General features: G+C 30.2%; 17 protein-coding genes and 1 pseudogene. 3 read left to right on the top strand and 15 right to left on the bottom strand.

Annotated elements, in window-relative coordinates; genetic code table 11:
* Positions 1-24: 24 nt before the first annotated feature.
* Genes B9Y54_RS07765 through B9Y54_RS07745 form a run of 5 tightly spaced genes read right to left on the bottom strand, consistent with a single transcriptional unit; the run spans position 25 to position 4,938 of the window.
* Positions 25-309, bottom strand: coding sequence for an EpsG family protein (locus B9Y54_RS07765; RefSeq protein ID WP_085559731.1), 285 nt, complete (start codon positions 307-309; stop codon positions 25-27).
* 9 nt (positions 310-318) lie between these two features.
* A complete protein-coding gene (gene wecB, locus B9Y54_RS07760) occupies positions 319-1,443 on the bottom strand; it encodes a non-hydrolyzing UDP-N-acetylglucosamine 2-epimerase (RefSeq protein WP_085559730.1) in 1,125 nt (374 codons plus the stop codon).
* A 1-nt stretch (position 1,444) separates the two neighbouring features.
* Positions 1,445-2,554: a capsular polysaccharide biosynthesis protein CapF gene (locus B9Y54_RS07755; RefSeq protein ID WP_085559729.1), complete on the bottom strand. Its 1,110-nt coding sequence runs from the start codon at positions 2,552-2,554 to the stop codon at positions 1,445-1,447.
* Positions 2,529-3,575, bottom strand: a complete 1,047-nt coding sequence (locus B9Y54_RS07750) for a polysaccharide biosynthesis protein (RefSeq protein WP_085559728.1) — start codon at positions 3,573-3,575, stop codon at positions 2,529-2,531. The genes B9Y54_RS07755 and B9Y54_RS07750 overlap by 26 nt, the downstream gene beginning before the upstream one ends.
* A complete protein-coding gene (locus B9Y54_RS07745) occupies positions 3,568-4,938 on the bottom strand; it encodes an MATE family efflux transporter (RefSeq protein ID WP_085559727.1) in 1,371 nt (456 codons plus the stop codon). Before B9Y54_RS07745 ends, B9Y54_RS07750 begins: the two co-directional genes overlap by 8 nt.
* A gap of 167 nt (positions 4,939-5,105) precedes the next feature.
* On the opposite strand from B9Y54_RS07745, the gene B9Y54_RS07740 reads away from it, so the two are divergent.
* Positions 5,106-6,212 carry an IS4 family transposase gene (locus B9Y54_RS07740; protein WP_085559726.1) on the top strand — a complete coding sequence of 369 codons (1,107 nt, stop codon included), beginning with the start codon at positions 5,106-5,108 and terminating at the stop codon, positions 6,210-6,212.
* A gap of 492 nt (positions 6,213-6,704) precedes the next feature.
* Here the strand turns inward: B9Y54_RS07740 and B9Y54_RS07735 are convergent, their stop codons facing one another.
* The 4 genes from B9Y54_RS07735 to B9Y54_RS07720 form a co-directional block, all read right to left on the bottom strand.
* The gene (locus tag B9Y54_RS07735; protein WP_085559725.1) at positions 6,705-7,739 is read right to left on the bottom strand and encodes an EpsG family protein; all 1,035 of its coding nucleotides are present in this window, start codon (positions 7,737-7,739) and stop codon (positions 6,705-6,707) included.
* Between the two features lie 20 nt (positions 7,740-7,759).
* The gene (locus B9Y54_RS07730) at positions 7,760-8,971 is read right to left on the bottom strand and encodes a glycosyltransferase (RefSeq protein ID WP_085559724.1); all 1,212 of its coding nucleotides are present in this window, start codon (positions 8,969-8,971) and stop codon (positions 7,760-7,762) included.
* 163 nt (positions 8,972-9,134) lie between these two features.
* The gene (locus B9Y54_RS07725; RefSeq protein ID WP_085559723.1) at positions 9,135-10,457 is read right to left on the bottom strand and encodes a glycosyltransferase family protein; all 1,323 of its coding nucleotides are present in this window, start codon (positions 10,455-10,457) and stop codon (positions 9,135-9,137) included.
* Between the two features lie 28 nt (positions 10,458-10,485).
* Positions 10,486-11,625 (bottom strand): glycosyltransferase family 4 protein, encoded by a 1,140-nt coding sequence (locus B9Y54_RS07720; RefSeq protein WP_200805364.1) that lies wholly within the window; start codon positions 11,623-11,625, stop codon positions 10,486-10,488.
* Between the two features lie 65 nt (positions 11,626-11,690).
* On the opposite strand from B9Y54_RS07720, the gene B9Y54_RS12955 reads away from it, so the two are divergent.
* Complete coding sequence (locus tag B9Y54_RS12955; protein WP_085560546.1) at positions 11,691-11,861, top strand: transposase; 171 nt, start codon at positions 11,691-11,693, stop codon at positions 11,859-11,861.
* 195 nt (positions 11,862-12,056) lie between these two features.
* Positions 12,057-12,578 (top strand): annotated as a pseudogene (locus B9Y54_RS12820) (transposase); the annotation flags it as partial.
* 121 nt (positions 12,579-12,699) lie between these two features.
* Here B9Y54_RS12820 and B9Y54_RS12815 read toward each other — a convergent pair.
* The 6 genes from B9Y54_RS12815 to B9Y54_RS12945 all read right to left on the bottom strand — a co-directional run bounded on the left by B9Y54_RS12815 (position 12,700) and on the right by B9Y54_RS12945 (position 18,012).
* Complete coding sequence (locus tag B9Y54_RS12815) at positions 12,700-13,584, bottom strand: IS3 family transposase (protein ID WP_234987927.1); 885 nt, start codon at positions 13,582-13,584, stop codon at positions 12,700-12,702.
* Positions 13,554-14,138: a helix-turn-helix domain-containing protein gene (locus B9Y54_RS12810; RefSeq protein ID WP_234987777.1), complete on the bottom strand. Its 585-nt coding sequence runs from the start codon at positions 14,136-14,138 to the stop codon at positions 13,554-13,556. Before B9Y54_RS12810 ends, B9Y54_RS12815 begins: the two co-directional genes overlap by 31 nt.
* Before the next feature lie 137 nt (positions 14,139-14,275).
* A complete protein-coding gene (locus B9Y54_RS07695) occupies positions 14,276-15,883 on the bottom strand; it encodes an asparagine synthase-related protein (protein WP_143062517.1) in 1,608 nt (535 codons plus the stop codon).
* 15 nt (positions 15,884-15,898) lie between these two features.
* Positions 15,899-16,813: an NAD(P)-dependent oxidoreductase gene (locus tag B9Y54_RS07690; protein WP_085559719.1), complete on the bottom strand. Its 915-nt coding sequence runs from the start codon at positions 16,811-16,813 to the stop codon at positions 15,899-15,901.
* Positions 16,814-17,245: 432 nt separating this feature from the next.
* Positions 17,246-17,578, bottom strand: a complete 333-nt coding sequence (locus tag B9Y54_RS12950) for a sugar-transfer associated ATP-grasp domain-containing protein (RefSeq protein ID WP_085559718.1) — start codon at positions 17,576-17,578, stop codon at positions 17,246-17,248.
* The gene (locus B9Y54_RS12945; RefSeq protein ID WP_085559717.1) at positions 17,575-18,012 is read right to left on the bottom strand and encodes a sugar-transfer associated ATP-grasp domain-containing protein; all 438 of its coding nucleotides are present in this window, start codon (positions 18,010-18,012) and stop codon (positions 17,575-17,577) included. Before B9Y54_RS12945 ends, B9Y54_RS12950 begins: the two co-directional genes overlap by 4 nt.
* Between the last annotated feature and the right edge of the window lie 495 nt (positions 18,013-18,507).

Genomic DNA, 18,507 nt, shown 5'->3' with positions numbered 1-18,507 from the left:
GTAGCTTTTGAAGAAATCTATGAATTATTCAGGTTTTAATAAAGTAGTGAAAAATATATCAACTAATATTAGAAAAAACTGGTAGTTTTTATTAAATATTTGGATAAACTTGAAGATAATAGTATAACCTAGGTCTTTACCCTCTTTACCTAAAAAGATGGTGTCTATAAATTCATCGAAAATATCACTCCATCTAGTATTTGAAATCCTATCATAGTTATTCGAATAGGCAAATGTGTCTGCACCCACAGATATATGTCTTAATATTGACAATACTCCACCATATTCCGCGGCCACATCAAAAGCCATTTATTCATTCTACTTACCCCAAACTACTCTGTTCACATAGTCTGTGTAAGATATTATTATTCTTAGTATTTTATCCGAAACATTAGGCATACTATAGTCTGAGACCTCTCTGAATGTGTCTCCTTTATTTCCCTCTAATATTTCTAAGCCTTGTAAAATCCTTTTTTTCTCCAGTCCAACCATCATCACAGATGCTTCTTCCATAGCCTCTGGCCTTTCGTGAGTTTGCCTTATATTCAACGCCGGAAAATTAAGTATCGATGACTCTTCACTTATAGTACCACTATCACTTAAAACAGCTTTAGCAGTTAATTGGAGTTTATTATAATCATCAAAGCCAAGTGGTTTCATTAATTTTATATGCTGATTGAATAGTATGTTTTTTTCTTCTATCATTTTTTTTGTTCTAGGATGTGTACTAACAATAATTGGTAATTTGTATTTATCTGCAATTGTGTTTAGTGTTTCGACTAAATCTGTAAAGTTTTCTTCTGAATTTATATTTTCTTCACGATGTGCTGAGACAACAAAATATTCATTTTTTTTTAAATTTAATTTTTCTAATATAGTTGATTTTTTAATATCTTCTTTTTTAGAGTTTAACACTTCAAACATTGGACTCCCTGTTTTTATTATTCGATCGGCAGGTAACCCTTCTGCCAGTAAATACTCTCTAGCAATATCGCTATAAGTCAAGTTAATATCTGCCGTATGATCTACAATTTTACGATTCGTTTCTTCAGGAACACGTTGATCAAAGCACCGATTTCCCGCTTCCATATGAAAAATAGGAATTTGCCTTCTTTTAGCTGCTATTGCACATAAGCAACTATTTGTATCTCCTAAAATTAAAAATGCGTCTGGTTTCACTTCTTCCATGACTGGATCAATTTTAATCAAAATATTTCCAATCGTTTCTGTTGCCGTTCCAGTTGCCGCATTTAAAAAATAATCTGGTTTCCTTAAATGAAAGTCCTCAAAAAACACTTCATTTAATTCATAGTCATAATTTTGGCCAGTATGGACCAATACATGCTCAATAGCTTCTGATTCTTCTAATTTATTTATAACAGCTGATAAACGAATAATTTCAGGTCTTGTTCCTACAACAGTCATTACTTTTAATTTTTTCATCTTATACCTCCACATAATAAGTATCAGGATCATTTTGATCAAAAATTTCATTTACCCACATTACAGTAACTAATTCAGTATTTCCAATATTTACAATTGAATGCGTATAGCCTACCGGTATATCTACTACTTGTAATTTTTCTCCAGTAACATTATATTTAATAATCTCATCAGAGTGAAGCTTCCTGAAGCGTATTTGACCTTCTCCACTTACGACTAAAAATTTTTCGTTTTTTGTATGGTGCCAATGGTTTCCTTTAGTAATTCCAGGTTTAGAAATATTAATTGAAACTTGACCTCTATCGGGGGTTTTTATGAATTCTGTAAAAGATCCTCTTTGATCAACATTCATTTTTAAATCATAAGAGAAATTATTTTCTGGTAAAAAGCTTAAATAAGTACTATACAATTTTTTAGTTAGTTCGTTTCCCATATTTGGAACGATTGAATTAGAACGACTCTCTTTAAAGCTTTTAATTAAAGATGCTACCTTACCCAGAGTAGTCTCATACTCTATGGGTACTCTATAAAAATCCCCACTTACTTGAGTTTTATTTTCTAGAGCTAATATAAACTCTTTTATTACATCATCAATATAACATAGAGTTAACTTAGCTTCTGGGTCGTTTACATGAATATCGATATCCCTAGCAGTGTTATGGCAAAAAGTAGCTACTACTGTATTGTAATTGGGTTGACTCCATTTTCCAAATAAATTCGCTAAACGGTAAACAAATACCTTAGCTCCTGTTTCTTTTTCATAATTAATCAATAACTCTTCACCAGCACGTTTACTTATCCCATATGGATTATCTTTTTCAGCTTGGATAGATGAAGTAATAAGTACCGGAGCTTTGTTATTATTTTTTTTGAGCATTTGTAATAAATCAGAAGTAAATCCAAAATTACCTTGCATAAATTCTTTTTCATTTTTTGGACGATTTACCCCAGCTAAATGGAAAACAAAATCACATTTTTTGGTAAATTCTTCTAATAAGTTTTTATCCGTGTTTCTATCAAATTCTATTATATCTTTGTAGCCTTGATTATTCAATTCAGCAATTAGATTTTTCCCTACAAATCCATTAGATCCGGTTACCAATATTTGCATATGGAGACCCCCAGCCGATTAATGCGTCTTGTATTTCATCTAATTTTAATAATTTTTCTACTAATTGTTCAACTGTAAGCTGTTCTGTGTTTTCAGAGTTGTATTCATTGATATGCACAGCGTTAATATTTCCTTCTTCAAAGAATTTGCCATAATTTAAATCCCTTTTATCTGAAGGAACTCTATAAAATCCTCCCATATCAATGGAGTGCGCAGCTTCTTCTTTAGTTAATAGTGATTCATACATCTTTTCCCCATGTCTAATTCCAATAACTTCAACAGGTACATTCGTATCAAATATTTTTTGCAACGCTTTTATTAACGTATCGATTGTACTTGCAGGTGCCTTTTGAACCATGATATCACCTTGTTTAGCGTTATGAAATGCGAAAACAACTAAATCTACCGCTTCTTCTAAACTCATCATAAATCGAGTCATACTTGATTCAGTAACTGTTAATGGATTCCCTGCTTTTATTTGTTCAATAAACAGCGGAATTACACTTCCTCTGGAAGCCATCACGTTACCATATCTAGTCCCACATATTAATGTTTGGTCTGGACTAACATTTCGTGACTTAGCAACGAAAACTTTTTCCATCATTGCTTTAGAAGTTCCCATCGCGTTGATGGGATACGCTGCTTTGTCTGTAGATAAACAAATAACTTTTTCGACTCCTGCTTCAATTGCTGCATTAAGAACATTGTCTGTTCCAATCACATTCGTTTTCACTGCTTCCATTGGAAAAAACTCACAAGAAGGAACTTGTTTCAATGCGGCAGAATGAAATACAAAATCAACGTTATACATTACATTACGTATACTATTCGGGTCTCTTACATCACCAATAAAAAATTTAATTTTAGGATTATTATACTTTTTACGCATATCATCTTGTTTTTTTTCATCTCTTGAAAAAATACGTATTTCTTTAATATCACTATCTAAAAATTTCTTTAATACAGCATTTCCAAAAGAACCTGTACCACCTGTTATTAATAATATTTTATCTTCAAACATTATTTTGACCTCCAATTTTATTTTTTAATATTCTATTTAACCAAAATGGTTGAATAATACTATATAACCCCATTGCAATAATATTAGCTATAATTATACCTATCCAAGAATCTAGATAATGCACTAAAACCCATGCTATTGGAAATTTCAAAAATGCTCCAACTGTATAACATAAGGCTTGTACTCTCAATTCTCCAAGTCCATTTGCTATACTTGACAACACACCATTCCAAATAAATATACCTCCAAATATTGCAAAAGTAAAAGCATAATAATAATTCACTTTAATTGCATTCGAACCTAACCATATATTGATTCCTGGTTGTAAAAAAAGTATTAAAATAAATTCAAAAGCAACTGCAATTAAAGTTAAATATATTAATAACCTATATAATTTTTTTATCCAATTAATATTATTCTCTGAAAGAGCTTTAGTCACGGCAGACCAAATAGGAGTTAATGCAAGTGCAAATATAATTCCAACTAAAGTAAACAACTTATAATAAATTGAATATTCAACAACTTCTGCTGGAATTGACAACCATGTGATTAAAAATTCATTTGTTGTTGTAATAAGCATATACATAATTTGTACCCAAAAAAATAAACCTCCAAGCTTTAATATTTTGGTAGCATATTCTTTTCTATAAAAACTGAGTTTAGGTTTACTAAATTTAAGTTCCTTTGAAAAAACATATATTGTAGCAACTAATAAAGGAACATTTATTGCTACTACATTAACAATTGATAGTCTTAATAGACTTGTTGGTAGATCAGCAGATGGGGCTAATAGCAAGTATGCAAGAATTATTATACTATTTAATAATCCAATAAAATTATTTATTGCAGACTTCTGCAAAGCATATAAAATTGAATTTATAATTTTAAGTAAGAAATGCAACATTATTCCTGAAAAAACAATAGTCACTGATAGTAATAATATTTTACTGTCGATTAATTTCTCTGAAATATTAAATAGTTTATTCCAATTTATAAAATTAAATATTGGTATTGCTAAAATTAATATAACTAACATCATCATGCCAATCACTATGTAAGCTGAAGAAATTAATTTTCTTATTGATTGTTTGTCTTTTTTGATAAAAGCAGGTACTAAATGATTTCTCAAGCCATTTCCTATTCCTAAATCAAAAGTTAGTATCCATGTTAATACTGATAACATCGTAAACCATAGGCCTAAAACTGTTTGATTATTAAAATAACTTATATATGACGGCATTGCAAATAAAGAGACTATTAGTCCCCCTCCTTTTATCATAAATGCACCGAGTACATTCACCATTATATTTCTATTATTTTCATTCTCTAATATCTTATTCTTCACACTTAATTTTTTTTTCATACTATACCTCTCATTATTTCTTGGAATTTAATATTTACTTTATCTCACTAGTGTTGCATGAAACATTATGTGTTTCACAAATTTGTTTATATTATTCCAATATGCAAAAAAGTCCTTTATACTGAACTCAGATGACTCATCCAAGACCAATAAAAAGGACCTAACACATGGATAAGTATAAAACAAATTCTGCTTTTAATAAATGTTTTTCTTCCATTAAGCTAAATCTTTTACCAAGCCCTATTCAAAAAAAGATTGTTGACTTTGATAAATACCATAAGAAACTTAGTTTCTTCCAAGCTCTTCAACTTTTTCTTCATGGAATCAATGACGAAAAAGAAAGTCTTAGAGAGATGGATGCGGCTTTTGTTTCGAAAGAACTTCAAAAAGAAATGGGTATGACTAGTATCAGTTATTCTCAGCTCTCTAGAACTCTCTCAAAAATAGATTCAGAGATTCTTTTAGCCATTTTTAGTCAGCTGGTTAGTCAGGCTAAAAATAAAAGGCCCGTAACGAAACGAAATAGTCTCTACCTAATTGATTCTTCGACGTTTTCACTTAACCAAAACCTTTATCAATGGGCTGATTTTCGTAAAACAACATCAGGAGTTAAGCTTCACTTAAAACTCTGCTTTATGGATAATGAACATCTTTACCCAGATGAATTTAGACTGACTAACGCCGTCGAGCACGATACAAATCAGTTAGAAGTATTGGTTAATCAACCTGAAGCGACTTATGTGTTTGATCGCGGTTACCTTGATTTTGAACGATTAGATACGATGCACTCGCAGGGCTACTTCTTTGTGACAAGAATCAAAAAGAATACAAAAGTTCATGTTTTAGAACCATTAGTAACTTCCAAGAGTGAGTCCGTTATCAGCGACCAAATGGTCGCATTAGGTGCTCAGAACCATCTAACGTCCAGATTTCGTTTAGTAACCGTTCAAGATAAAAAGGGGAAAACTCTCCAGTTTATTACCAATCGTTTTGACTGCTCCTCTACTGACATTGCAGAAATGTACAAAGCACGTTGGCAAATAGAGCTGTTCTTCAAGCATATTAAACAACATATGACGATTAAAAAGTTTTTTTCGAGAAGTGAAAAAGGGGTTGTCAATCAGCTGATTTTAGCCATGATTGCCAGTTTATTAACCTATTTGATTAAGTTAAAAACAAAAAGTAAACAGTCTGTTTTCCAAATCAAACGATTTTTTCGTTATCTGTTATTTCAACCGGCAGAAGAATGGTTTAATCTTTTGATACCGACTTAGATCCTTAAAGAAAGGGTGTCCGTTGGTAATGGAATCAGTTGAATAAGCAAAATTTTCTGGAAATAGTCATCTTTTGCGTAAGCACTCCCTTTTTTTGCCTTTTTTCAGAAAAACAAGAAATGAGGTCAAATTAAGCTATGTTTATGCAACACTAGTGACTTTATCTATTCTATTTTTATGAATAAAAAGTAGACAGGTTATGATCAGTTGAATAATAAACATAATATCTTGTAGAATTCAACTAATGATAGAAAAAATTTCTTATGTTTAAGTTAAGATTATCTTGTCTTTATAAAAGAAATCTAAAAGCCTAATTTAAAATTACGTGAAAGTATAATATTACAGGAAGTAAGCATACAGTTAAAACAGAACCAAATAGATTGGTTTATAAAAAAATATGACTATTTAATATTAACTATCTTAAAGATATTTTTTTAAATGAGATATTTTTAAAAATGCGTAATATATATATGAGGTCTTTATTAGTAAAGATTAATCCAAAAAATTATAACTATAAAAACTATTTGTCCATAATATATAAGAAACAAAAAGAATAAATATTATAAAATATACAAGTACTCTTAAATTTTTGTCTTTCACAACATTAATAGCTCTTGGAACTAATATTATACTAAATATAGAAAAATACATACTAATTCTAAAAAACTCTGCAATTACTGGCGCAAAAGATTGAAATATGAGTCCTATAAACAGCAAATTATATAATATTAAATTTTTTGTATCCTCTTTGATTAATCTTTCTTTGAAGATTACGCAAAAAAGTAATATAGATAACTGGATAATAAATCCAGAATAAGATAATTTAGCTTCTTGAAGTGCATAACTTGATAGCGTTTCTGTCCAACTAAATATTTTAACAAAATACCTTATATAGTCACTAAAAAAAACAGAAATAAATAGCGATGCGCCAAGCCCTAGAATATGTTTATACCCAAGTCTCATATTCGCCAGAGGATAACTAAATAAAAAAACTAAAGCAGAGGAATGAAATAGAGAAGCTATAAAAACGATAACTATAAATGGGAGTTTCTTTTTTTCTTTTAAAAATGGATACGAAAGTAAGATCAGCGATAGCGCGAGGGTTTGCCTTAACCCTGTTAAAGAGAAAAAGAAATATCCCAAAGAAATTATAGCAACATAGCTAAGATAAGGGTAGGGAGAGTATTTTCTAATAGTTCTTTCTACCGAAAATATAAATATTCCAGAGAGTATAAGTAACCAGATTCGGAAATTTGCTCCACTCATATTGATAAGTTTTGAAAAAATATAAAAAACAGGATCTTTTCCATTTCCAAATAAAAATTCTTTTATTAAAATAGATAAAGATTTATACTCTAATTCTTGATATGCCTTAACATATCCTATCGTATCAGATCCAAATTCTATGGACCTAAAGGCCGCTATAATAAGTAATGAAAAACTTGCAATTAGTGAAAAAAATTTTTTATTAGGTGAAATAATTCTTGACATACCTACTATAGCTATATACCCAATAATTATAGTCATAATTATTCTCCCTTGTAATCTTATTTTAAGATTATATTTTCATACAATTGTTTATATTTTTTTAATTTTTCTTTAGAGTCAAATTTTTCTCTTATAAATTTTATACAATTATCAGTGTATGTATATTTTCCATCAAATCTTATTATATCTATTTTACTTAATATATCATTAAGATTCCAATCTTTAATGATATATCCACACCCTTCCCCTATTATTTCTGCATTAGCGGTAGAATCTATACTTATAGCAGGAGTACCACATGATAATGCCTCTGCTGTAACTTTACCAAACGATTCTTCAAGTGATAAATTTATAAATACATCAGCTAACGAATAATAGGCTACTAATTTATTAACGTTATGCGTTTCTGGAACGTTAATTATATTGTCTGGTAAATTAATATGCTTATCAACTTTTCCTATTAATATAACACATTCATCATCTTTGATATTTTTTGACAGCTCAATAAAATTATCAAGTCCTTTTTTATTAGTCCATGCGCTAGCTACTCCAAGAATAATAAATTCAAATTGAATATTTAGTTCATCTCTGATATCAGTATTATTAGTTGGTCTGAAAGTCTCAATATCAATCCAATTATGAATAGTTTGTATAGTTGATCCTTGAGCAACTTCTGATTTTTTGGCTTCTTCAGTTATCCATCCTGATACGCCCACAAAAGTTAGTCTTGGAATATTCATAAACCATTTTTTTTGATCATTAAATATTTTTTCGCTCTGATCAAAAAACCAGCTTTTATTACCTGTCAATTTTTTATTCCGATTTTTTTTAAAAAATCCAGTTTCCCAATCATAAAAATTATCTGTAACATAATGAGTATGTCCACCTGTATAAAACCAGCAATCATGAAGCGTGATAACAGTGGCTATATCGTTTTTAGCTAGGTACTTAAAAAGCATAGGCATGTTAATAAAATTACTATGCAAATTATGTATATGAACAATATCAGGATTTATTTTATTAATATGATTTAATAATTTTCTAGTCCCATTTTTTGAAAAGTATCCTTGTAATCCAGTTATTCTTGAACAAAGCCCATGAATTTTTTTTTCCAATTTTGTTCCAATTTTGTATCCCCTACTATTAAGTATTCCTTCCGAAAATGCTACACTACTTTTATATTCATTTCGAATAAGATATTCATCTAGTTCTTTGATGAAGCGACCAGTTGAGCGAATTTCACTAACTGCATTTATTTGTAAGATATGCATTCATTTCAATTCCTTTTATATAATAAACAAATATTATCAATATCATAACATCTTGCTCATCGTTATTAGATTTATCTTCTTATTTTAGACGTTTTTTTATTGAATCTAATATTCTTATTATTTTAAGTTAGCCACTTGATGCAAATATATATAAGCATAAACATTAATGAGTTAATAAATTTTTAAAATCATGCAACATACTTTCTTTAATTTTATTTATTTGGTGATGATTAAATCCACAATTTCTACCTTTATTGCCATAGTCTCGTATTAACTCGGGATTATTTATTAATTTTCCTAACTCTACTTCGATGTTACTTACATCCTCAATAACAAACCCAGCTTGATTTTTTTTTATATATTCAATAGAAGCAGATTCTGCCCACCCAATAGCTAAAATACATTTTCCACGTTCAAAGTAATCAACTATTTTTGTAGAAAAAGATAGCCTTGTTTCTAACTTTTCTTTCAATTTAATTGATTCTACATGAAGTAAAATATCTGCACTATTCTGTATATCTTTTACTTGTTCTACATTTAGACCTCCTTTAAATTCTACACTAGCAATTTTTTCAAAAGCTTTTTCTATCTTTCCATATAATTCATTCTTAGTGTAAATTTCAAGTATAGCTTTGATTTTATTTTTATTAATTTTATCTAAAGCCTCACCGATTTTAACCAAAGTCCGCCATCTACCGGAAGTTATATTACCTGTATATACTATTTTGATTGGCGTACTTAAGTTTTTCTTAATTATTAGCTTATTTAAAAAATTTCCACCTTTATTTAAAATTTTACTATTGACGCCAAATAAGTCATCATACTCTTTCTTTTGCTTATCAATAATTGTGTATACTAAATCGCACATACTGACCGTTTTACGTATTTCCCGTCTTCTAAGTCTTCTATTAAACCAAAATATAGGAGATAAATTAAATCTTTTACTTGAATATACGTCATCAACAAAATAAATTATTGACTTAGCTCTAGATTTAGTTATGACATACTGTTGTAAGTTATTCATGTACTCATTAGGACATCCTAAAGATAAAACTATTTCAGGACTAAAATCATCAATAAACCCATCTAATTCTTTTGTTTTCCAGTTTCCAACTTTCCATAATATTTCTCTGGCTGTTAAAAAAATATTCCATCTATATTTTAAAAAAAAATTATATAAGTTTTTTCCGGACACTTCATCCATCTCTATGTTTTTTTTTTCAATCTTTTTCAAGGAAATATTTTTGATATTTTTACCAGTTTTAATATTAAAATTAAAAAAACGTTTGATTAATCTACTTTCTGATATCTGAAAAAACTCATCGCAAATATCTGTATTAGGCAAGTCTGATCTAGCATAAATCATTCCTATTTTATCCTTAGGCCAGTCTCTAAATAAATTTGAAAAAGTATTGCCAATGTTATTATCATCTGACCAGGTTGCATCAGAAATTATCAAAATTTTAGGTCTATTATCACCATTCACTTATTATACCTCCTCAAGCAACTAATTTTTATTGATTTAATTCATATATTTTTTGTAGTTCTTTAACAACATTTTCCTTTGAATATTTTTGGGAATATATAATAGCATTCTTACCCATATTAGATTTCAAATCTAGATTTCTGTATATCTTAATAATTGCCTCAACATATTCTTCACTGATTGTAGGACTAACGAGAAATCCACTTACCATATGTGTAATGAGCTCTTTATGACCTCTATTTTCAGAACCAATAACCGGTTTTGCGCATAGCATTGCTTCAATTAAATTAAGTCCTAGACCTTCTCTTAAGCTAGAGGAAACAGCAATATCGCTCATCATTACATATTGTTCTAAATCTTTAACATAACCAATCATTTTAACATAGTTATCTAGTTGCATCTCTGAAATAAATCCTTGTAAATAGATTTGTTTTGGACCATTTCCAGCTAAAATCAATTTAAAATTTGGAATTTTTTTCAAAATTGCTGGTACGGCTCGTAATAGTGATATTTGGTTTTTATTATCATTTAATTCTCCTGTACAGATACAAATAAAGTCTTTCATCAAATAGCCTGTTTCCAATCTTAATTTCTGTATTATCTCATTTGATGGCGAAAAATATTTATCCGAATTTACACCAACTCCATGAATGTGTTCAATTTTTGTTTTAAATTTATTCTTTTTAGCAAAATCATAATCTTCTTTGGATATAGTAATTAACTTATCTGTATATCTTGATAAGAATTTCTCTACTGGATAAAAAACTATCCAATTTTTCATAGGTGCTCCTTTATAAAAATGAAATCCATGTACAGTATAAAATATTTTTGTTCCGCTTTTACGATATTTAATAGCTGCTAATCTTGTAATCACACCTCCCATAGGAGTATTGCAATGTATGATATCATAGTGATTATTGGAAAGAATCTTATTCAATTGCATAAAAGCCGTAATATTATTCTTGCTCAGTGGGGATCTATCGAGTGATATATCGTAAATTTTATCTGGTTCATTAAGCTGAAGTCCATTTTTCTCTATCAAGTTATCTCTTGCAGCCACATGCACCTCATAATCATTTTCTTTCAACATGTTAATTAGAGGTTTATGGAATTGAGCAATATGGCTTAGTACTGTCGCAGTCAATAATATTTTTTTAATTTTTTTCACCTACTATCTTATATTATTATTTTTATAAGGTTACTAATTATCGAATTCAGCTAGTAAATTACTAAATACTTGAAACATTTGATTTAAAGATACCACAGACCCGTGACGGAAAATTTTCTCCGAATATATTTGAGCGATATCAACGAAATGAGAAAGCCCTGATGGCTTCAATAGCAGAGATTTACGTTTCTAGCCTCTCTACGCGCAAGGTCTCTCAAATCGTAGAGGAACTATAAGGAAAGACTGTATCCAAATCATTTGTTTCCAGCATAACTAAACAGCTCAATCCACTCATATCTGAATGACAAAATCGGATTCTAGATAGTCATCCTTAATGATTGAAGTCTTGTATATCAAGGTTCGAGAAGATCTCCGCATTTTTTCTAAAAAGTTGCCATATCGCTTTGGGAATCACTTAAGAAGGCGAGCGTGAGATTATTGGCTTCATGATTCAAAATGAAGAGAGCGTAGAAATATGGACTACATTCTTTGAGTACTTGAAACAACGTGGATTGAGCGGAATACAGCTCTTCATTTCAGACACTCACCCAGGTCTAGTTACGATTATTCGTCAATCCTTTGCCGGGCTTTCTTGGCAAAGATGTCAGGTCCATTTCATGAGAAATATCCTAGAAAGCATTCCTAAAAAAATCTAAGCCCTTTAGAGATTCTTTAAAAGCCGTCTTCAGATTCACCAATATCGATTTAGCCAGAGCGGCGAAAAATTAGATCTCGGTTTTAAATATGCCTTCCAGTACGCAGTAATGGAGCAGGTCCACTCTCGATTAAAAAGTACCAACTTAATTGAACGACTCAACCAAGAAGTTCGTTGTCGTAAGAAGACAATCCGTATTTTCCCAAGTTTTGCTTCGGCTGACCGATTGGTTGGCGCGGTTCTAATGGATAAGAATGAAGAGTGGATTGGTTCATCCCAAAGATATATCCAGTTTTAGTAGCTACAAACTACAAATAGATCAGACTTAAAAAAAGATAACCAATATTTAATGTGACTATAGTGACCCCAAAAAGTTGGACTTTATTTAGAGTAGAGAAATCTACTCTATTTTTTTGCTTTTAAGCTACTAGAGAAGGAGAGAAATGATGTTCCCGATAATGAACTGGGCTCATCCAATTTAACTTCTCTTTTATGCGATCGTGATTATAATAGTGAATATATTTGATGATTTCTTGTTCCAGCTCTCTATAACTATGAAAAACATTTCCATAATACATTTCCTGTTTTAGTAGTCCAAAGAAATTTTCTATTGGAGAATTATCAAGACAATTCCCTTTTCTAGACATACTTTGGAATATATTATCTTTTCTCAGCTCAGCGCCGTAGGCCTTCATTTGGTATGCCCAACCCTGATCAGAATGGAAAGTTCGTCTAAATGGACACTTTTCAGTTGCTTTAATAGCATCGGCTAAAGCCTCCATAATAGTGATACCATTCGGTTGTTTTGTGATTTTATAGCTGACTATCTCCTTATTATACATGTCCATAAAAGGATCAAGGTATAATTTTTTTATCTGCAGATTCCCAGATGGATCATTTTCGTAATACTTAAATTCTGTTGTATCCGTCGTTATCTTTTGATAGGGGATAGTTGTATCAAATCTGCGGCTGATACGATTAGGAGTAACTTTTCCAACCGTTCCTTTGTAGGAGCTATACTTACGTGATTTACGAGAAAAAGAAGTAACTTGTAAGTTTAGTTCCTGCATAATGCGTTGAATTCTCTTTTTATTTACAACGAAACCACGATTTCTTAATTCTGCCTTTATACGACGGTAACCGTAATCTTTGTGTTGGTCCCGTATTTCTAATATAAGTTGCTTTAACTCTGTATCTGGATCCTTCTGTTTAAAACGTTTTTGCCAATACATGTAGGTTGATTTAGGATAATCAATAGTCATTAAGATATCTTTTAATTGGAATTTTTCTCGGAGTCTGTAGATAATTTTTGCAGTTGGTTCGTTTGATTTTGGTTTTCCTCGGTCTGCAGACTCCGCAATTCTTTTAAAAAAGCATTTTGAATTTCTAAAGATAATACTTGATTCTCAAGCTCTTTGATCCGTTCTGAATTTTTATCAGTAGATTTAATAGGGCTGTTTTTATTTAGTTGGTTAGTGTTTTTATTTTTCATTTTAGCCGGACGTCCCTTCGGTTTTGAGAGTCCTTCAATGCCTTCGGCATGAAATGCCCTTACCCAATTAGCGATTAAGGATGGGTTGTTTATCTTGAGCTTCAATGCAAGCTGCTGATAGGATATCTCAGTAGTTAGATACAACTCTATCGTATCTATCTTGAATTGAACAGAATAATGATTGTCTTTTTTACTTCTGATTAGCCCATCCTCACCGAATTGTCTATAATTAGCGACCCATATTTTGAGTTGGGATCCACTTTTTCCTGGGATACCATATTTTTTAGCCAAAAACTTGTATCCACCAGCTCCATCTAAATAACTCTTAACAACCGTTAGCTTAAATTCGAAACTATATTTTGCCATACAAAAACCCCCTAAGTTTAGATTTTCCAGGTCTAACTTTCGGGGGTCGGCTCAGACCTTATACTAGAATTTTTACACAGGATTATGGACTTGACTTATTTCCTCTTTATAAAATGGTTAATTTAAACATAAATCTATCACTTACTTCTATAAAAAAAAGTTCTATAATGATAATAAATTTTTTCAATGAAAACTCTTTTACCTCTCAAATACATATTATCAACATTAATATCTAATTTCGCTATCTCATTATTAGATATTTTAATAACTTTTCGGTTAACCATATCTTTTTTTCTATACTCATGCGGAAACCACAAAAACATATCCATTAACTTACGATTATTCATAGGCATTGTAACCATGTGTCTCGAAATATCTTGGGTTGTTGCAACATTGCTTCCCCATGAACCAAATCTAAATTCCCAGTAAAATAAATCAGCATGTTCGTAGTTATAGATAGGCTGGGTAAGATTTATTCTTTGAAGATAATCTTCGTAACTTCTATCTGAATGTCTTAACAGTTTAGGCGATCCAAAGTATCTTGTTTGAAAAATTGTAAAATGTCTTGGCGTTAAAGTTTCTGGTAAGCTAACACTATATTTTTTCCCCCACATGGCTCTTCCTATTTCTGATACCCAAGATTTCAATTCAACATCAAAATCATTTAATCTACTTAAATAGATAAATTTTCTAATCTCATTATCTTTAGGATTATCTATATAAGAAGCATTATGCAGTATTATTTTTTTAAGAATCTCAAAGTCTTGAATATCTTCATTTCTTTCAGGAATAGCATATATGTCATGTTCAACGCGTATTTCTCGGCAAATCTCATGTGCTGCATCTGCATCCTCTATTTCTTGGGGTTTAGAATGAAAACTATAATACTTATATTTATCATAAAACCCATTCGCACTAGCTAGTGTTGTCTTACTATCCATCCCACCTGAAAGCGAAATAGCTGGAACATCCCATTTTAAGGTACACAACTCTATATTATTTTTCAGTACCTTTGCTATTAGATTTAATGATTCTTCATATTCGTCCTCGCTTAGCTCCGGATGTCTTTCAGTAGGATAAAATCTTTCTAATTTAAAATCTTCTGAATATCGTATTAATGTATTGGGCCCTAGTCTTTTAAGTAACTTATATGGAGATAAATCTCCAGGAAGATATCTTCCTGTTAAAGAAAAAAACCATTTTTGCATCAGCTCATTTACATTAGCATCTATTTCTAAATTATAAATATCTCCCACTAACTGAGGATGTGAGGTTATGCAAACATCATCTTTGGCTATCCCATAATAACAGGCTTTCATACCCGCACAATCTTGGAGAACTATTAAGTTTCCGTTATCATTTATAACAATTATATGGATACCTGTTAACTCACTTATCTTTTCCAAAAATGCTTCTTCATTCTTTTTATATTCCTGTATGCAGTCTTTTAGTATTTCTACTTCTTTATACTTCATATCAAATGGATTGTAAGCATGTCCAATAATAGCGGCCGTTATTCCATTTTCTTCATATACATGATAGTCTTGCTGCTTATGGTAATAAATGTTTACAGGCATTCCATTATTAAATGTACCACATTCTTCTTTATTCCAATTATTGTAAAAAGGATATAAATCTAATTCTTTAAATAAGTTACTTGTGATCAAGTAGCCCTTAGTAAAGAGTGTCTCTTGATAATTTGGATATTCCTCTAAGATATTTTTCATGTTATCTGCTACATTCACCACGGTTTATCTCCTTTAAACTATATGTATTAAATTAGAATTTAAATTTTCAGCTATCAAATTAAATAACCTGTCATCAATCCTATCTGAAACAAATGAATTATGTGGTGTTATAATAACATTCTCGAAATCCCATAAACGACTCTCTCTGAGAGGTTCCTCTTGAAATACATCTAAAGCAACACCTAAAAATTTACCTTCATTAAGTGCAGTTATTAATTCAGCTTCGTTTATTAAGCCACCACGGGCTACATTCACAAGGACAACATTGTCTTTCATCATTTTGATCGTATCTTTATTAATGAAACTACGAGTTTCTTTAGTTAAGGGCAAGGTCAAAATAATAATATCTGACTTTTCTAGCGCTTTGTCGCTATCTTTAATCAAGATACACTCATCAAAATACTCAGATTCTATTTCTTTTCTATCAACGCCTATTATTTTCACACCAAATGCTTTAAGCCGCTTCGCTACTTCCCGCCCGACATTACCAAAACCAATGATTGAAGCTGTTTTATTTGTTAACTCCAATAAGTCTCTACGCTTAGTCCATTCATGTATTTCTTGATTTTTATAGAAAAATTTACTCATCTTGTATGTTTCCAAAACCTTGAGTACAACCCACTCTGCTATTGGTATACTATAAACATCATTTGCATTAAACACTTTTATTTTATTTTTATTTATGTAATCTAGTGGTACTCTATCCATTCCGGCACTCGTAAGTTGGATAACTTTCAGATTTTTAAATTTACTAATATTGTTATAAAGGAATAAACTATTGCATACGACTACTTCAATATTAGATACATCAATATTGATTGATACTCTCTCGTCTTGAATAAATATAATTTCATAGCCCAAACCTTCTAGGTTATCAAGCTGTTCTTGACTGTATTTAAAAGCACCTGTTAACAACAACTTTATCATCTAAACCCACCTCCTAATTCCTAATTTCATCTTTTATAATCGGTCTATTTCTTACAGAACTTGTTATCTTTTCCTTTTAAGCTTTTTTCATGCTATCTTGTCTCAGGGAATCATCATGCCATACTTTTTTCACTTCATTTATATTACTAATCTTATCTAAGATATAGAAGTTCGTAAAAATATACAGTTGATAAAATGTTGTGAATAAATCCCAGCTAAGATACTAGAATATAAAATTCAGTTCTTCGCTGGAATAAAGACTATTAAACCTATTATAGACAAAGTTTTATTTTTCAATAAGTACGCAAAATCATAAGGTAAGTCAAGAGCCATAAATAGTTATTACAGACGTACATATTACATAATCATTCTTTTTCAGTATATTAATTAGTATTTCACGAAATTAACCAACATAGTTTTTTGCTATCGAAATCAATTGTTTTTTTCATAAATTTCTTTATTACCAACTCCATTTGGTAAATGATTGGGTAATTGATAAAATTTATATCCTGGGGAGGTATTGCCTTCTATAATAATTGCTTTATCAGGGGTTATTGCTATATCCCATCCAACATAGCCGACCTCAGGGACGACCAAAGATGCTTCATAGACTAACTTTATAATTTCTTTCCAAAATGGAATTTTAAATCCTTTTATAATTTCACCCGTAATCGGATGTTTTTCGTAGGTTTGCCCATTACCGTCTTCTGCCGAAAATTTTAATAAGCCCGTATTAATATCAATTGGACATACTAAATCGTTCAAACAAACATTTGGATATCCCTACCATTACCTATGGTTAAGCCGGCAGCTACAATATTAAATCTCCCATTTTTGTTAACTGATACAATCCTAACTGGATTAACTGATTTGCTGTATAAATTTGATACTTCTTGATGCTGTGTGATCCAATCTTCTATAATGCCATTTTCTTTATAAGTATCTTTAATATAGTCATATAGGTTTCTACTACTTTGAAATTGCTTAGTTTCTATTTTTTTAATACCTTGTCCTTGTGCTGAATTTATGGGCTTATAGATAAACATCTCTTTATCCTTAATAAATTCTAAGAACTTATCATAATTTAATTCTTTTAGTGAAATCCATTCTCTACCAAAGTATTCTTGAAACACTTCTGCAAACTTACTTTTGTCTTCAAATATTTCTCTATATGCATCATTATTATATCTTTTAATCATATTTTCGCTGACCCTATGTGTAACATAACTATTTCTTTTAGATGAATTTAATGCATAAAACTAAAAGTTTAAGTAATTGTTTGGGCTAGATCCATATTTTAATGTACAGTATACTTGATCTATAATTATAGAAATTTTATTCTTACTATTTATTTTATTTACACTTTGAGCAGTTGTAACTAGTTGCTTTGAATAATCTTTAATAATTTTATTTACACGATTCACCATATTTTTTAACTCCATCCTTTTAATATTATAGTTCAGATTTCAAATTCTTTTACTAATAAAATATTTATCTTATATGTCTATTTAAATATTTTTTTGCCTGATCAGTTTTTAGGCTATAGCTTTTTAAAACTAATATATTTATTAGACGAATTAAACTATTTTTTGTACTTATACATTAGATTTACACCGGCTATTAGATTATCCAAACTCTTATTTGGTAATGTATTTAGTCTTCATGACAATAAACTTCTTGATTGAATTATTAAG

This window comes from Carnobacterium iners, from assembly GCF_900177385.1.
GTDB classification, from domain to species: Bacteria; Bacillota; Bacilli; order Lactobacillales; family Carnobacteriaceae; genus Carnobacterium_A; species Carnobacterium_A iners.
This window is presented reverse-complemented; position numbering and strand designations above follow the sequence as displayed.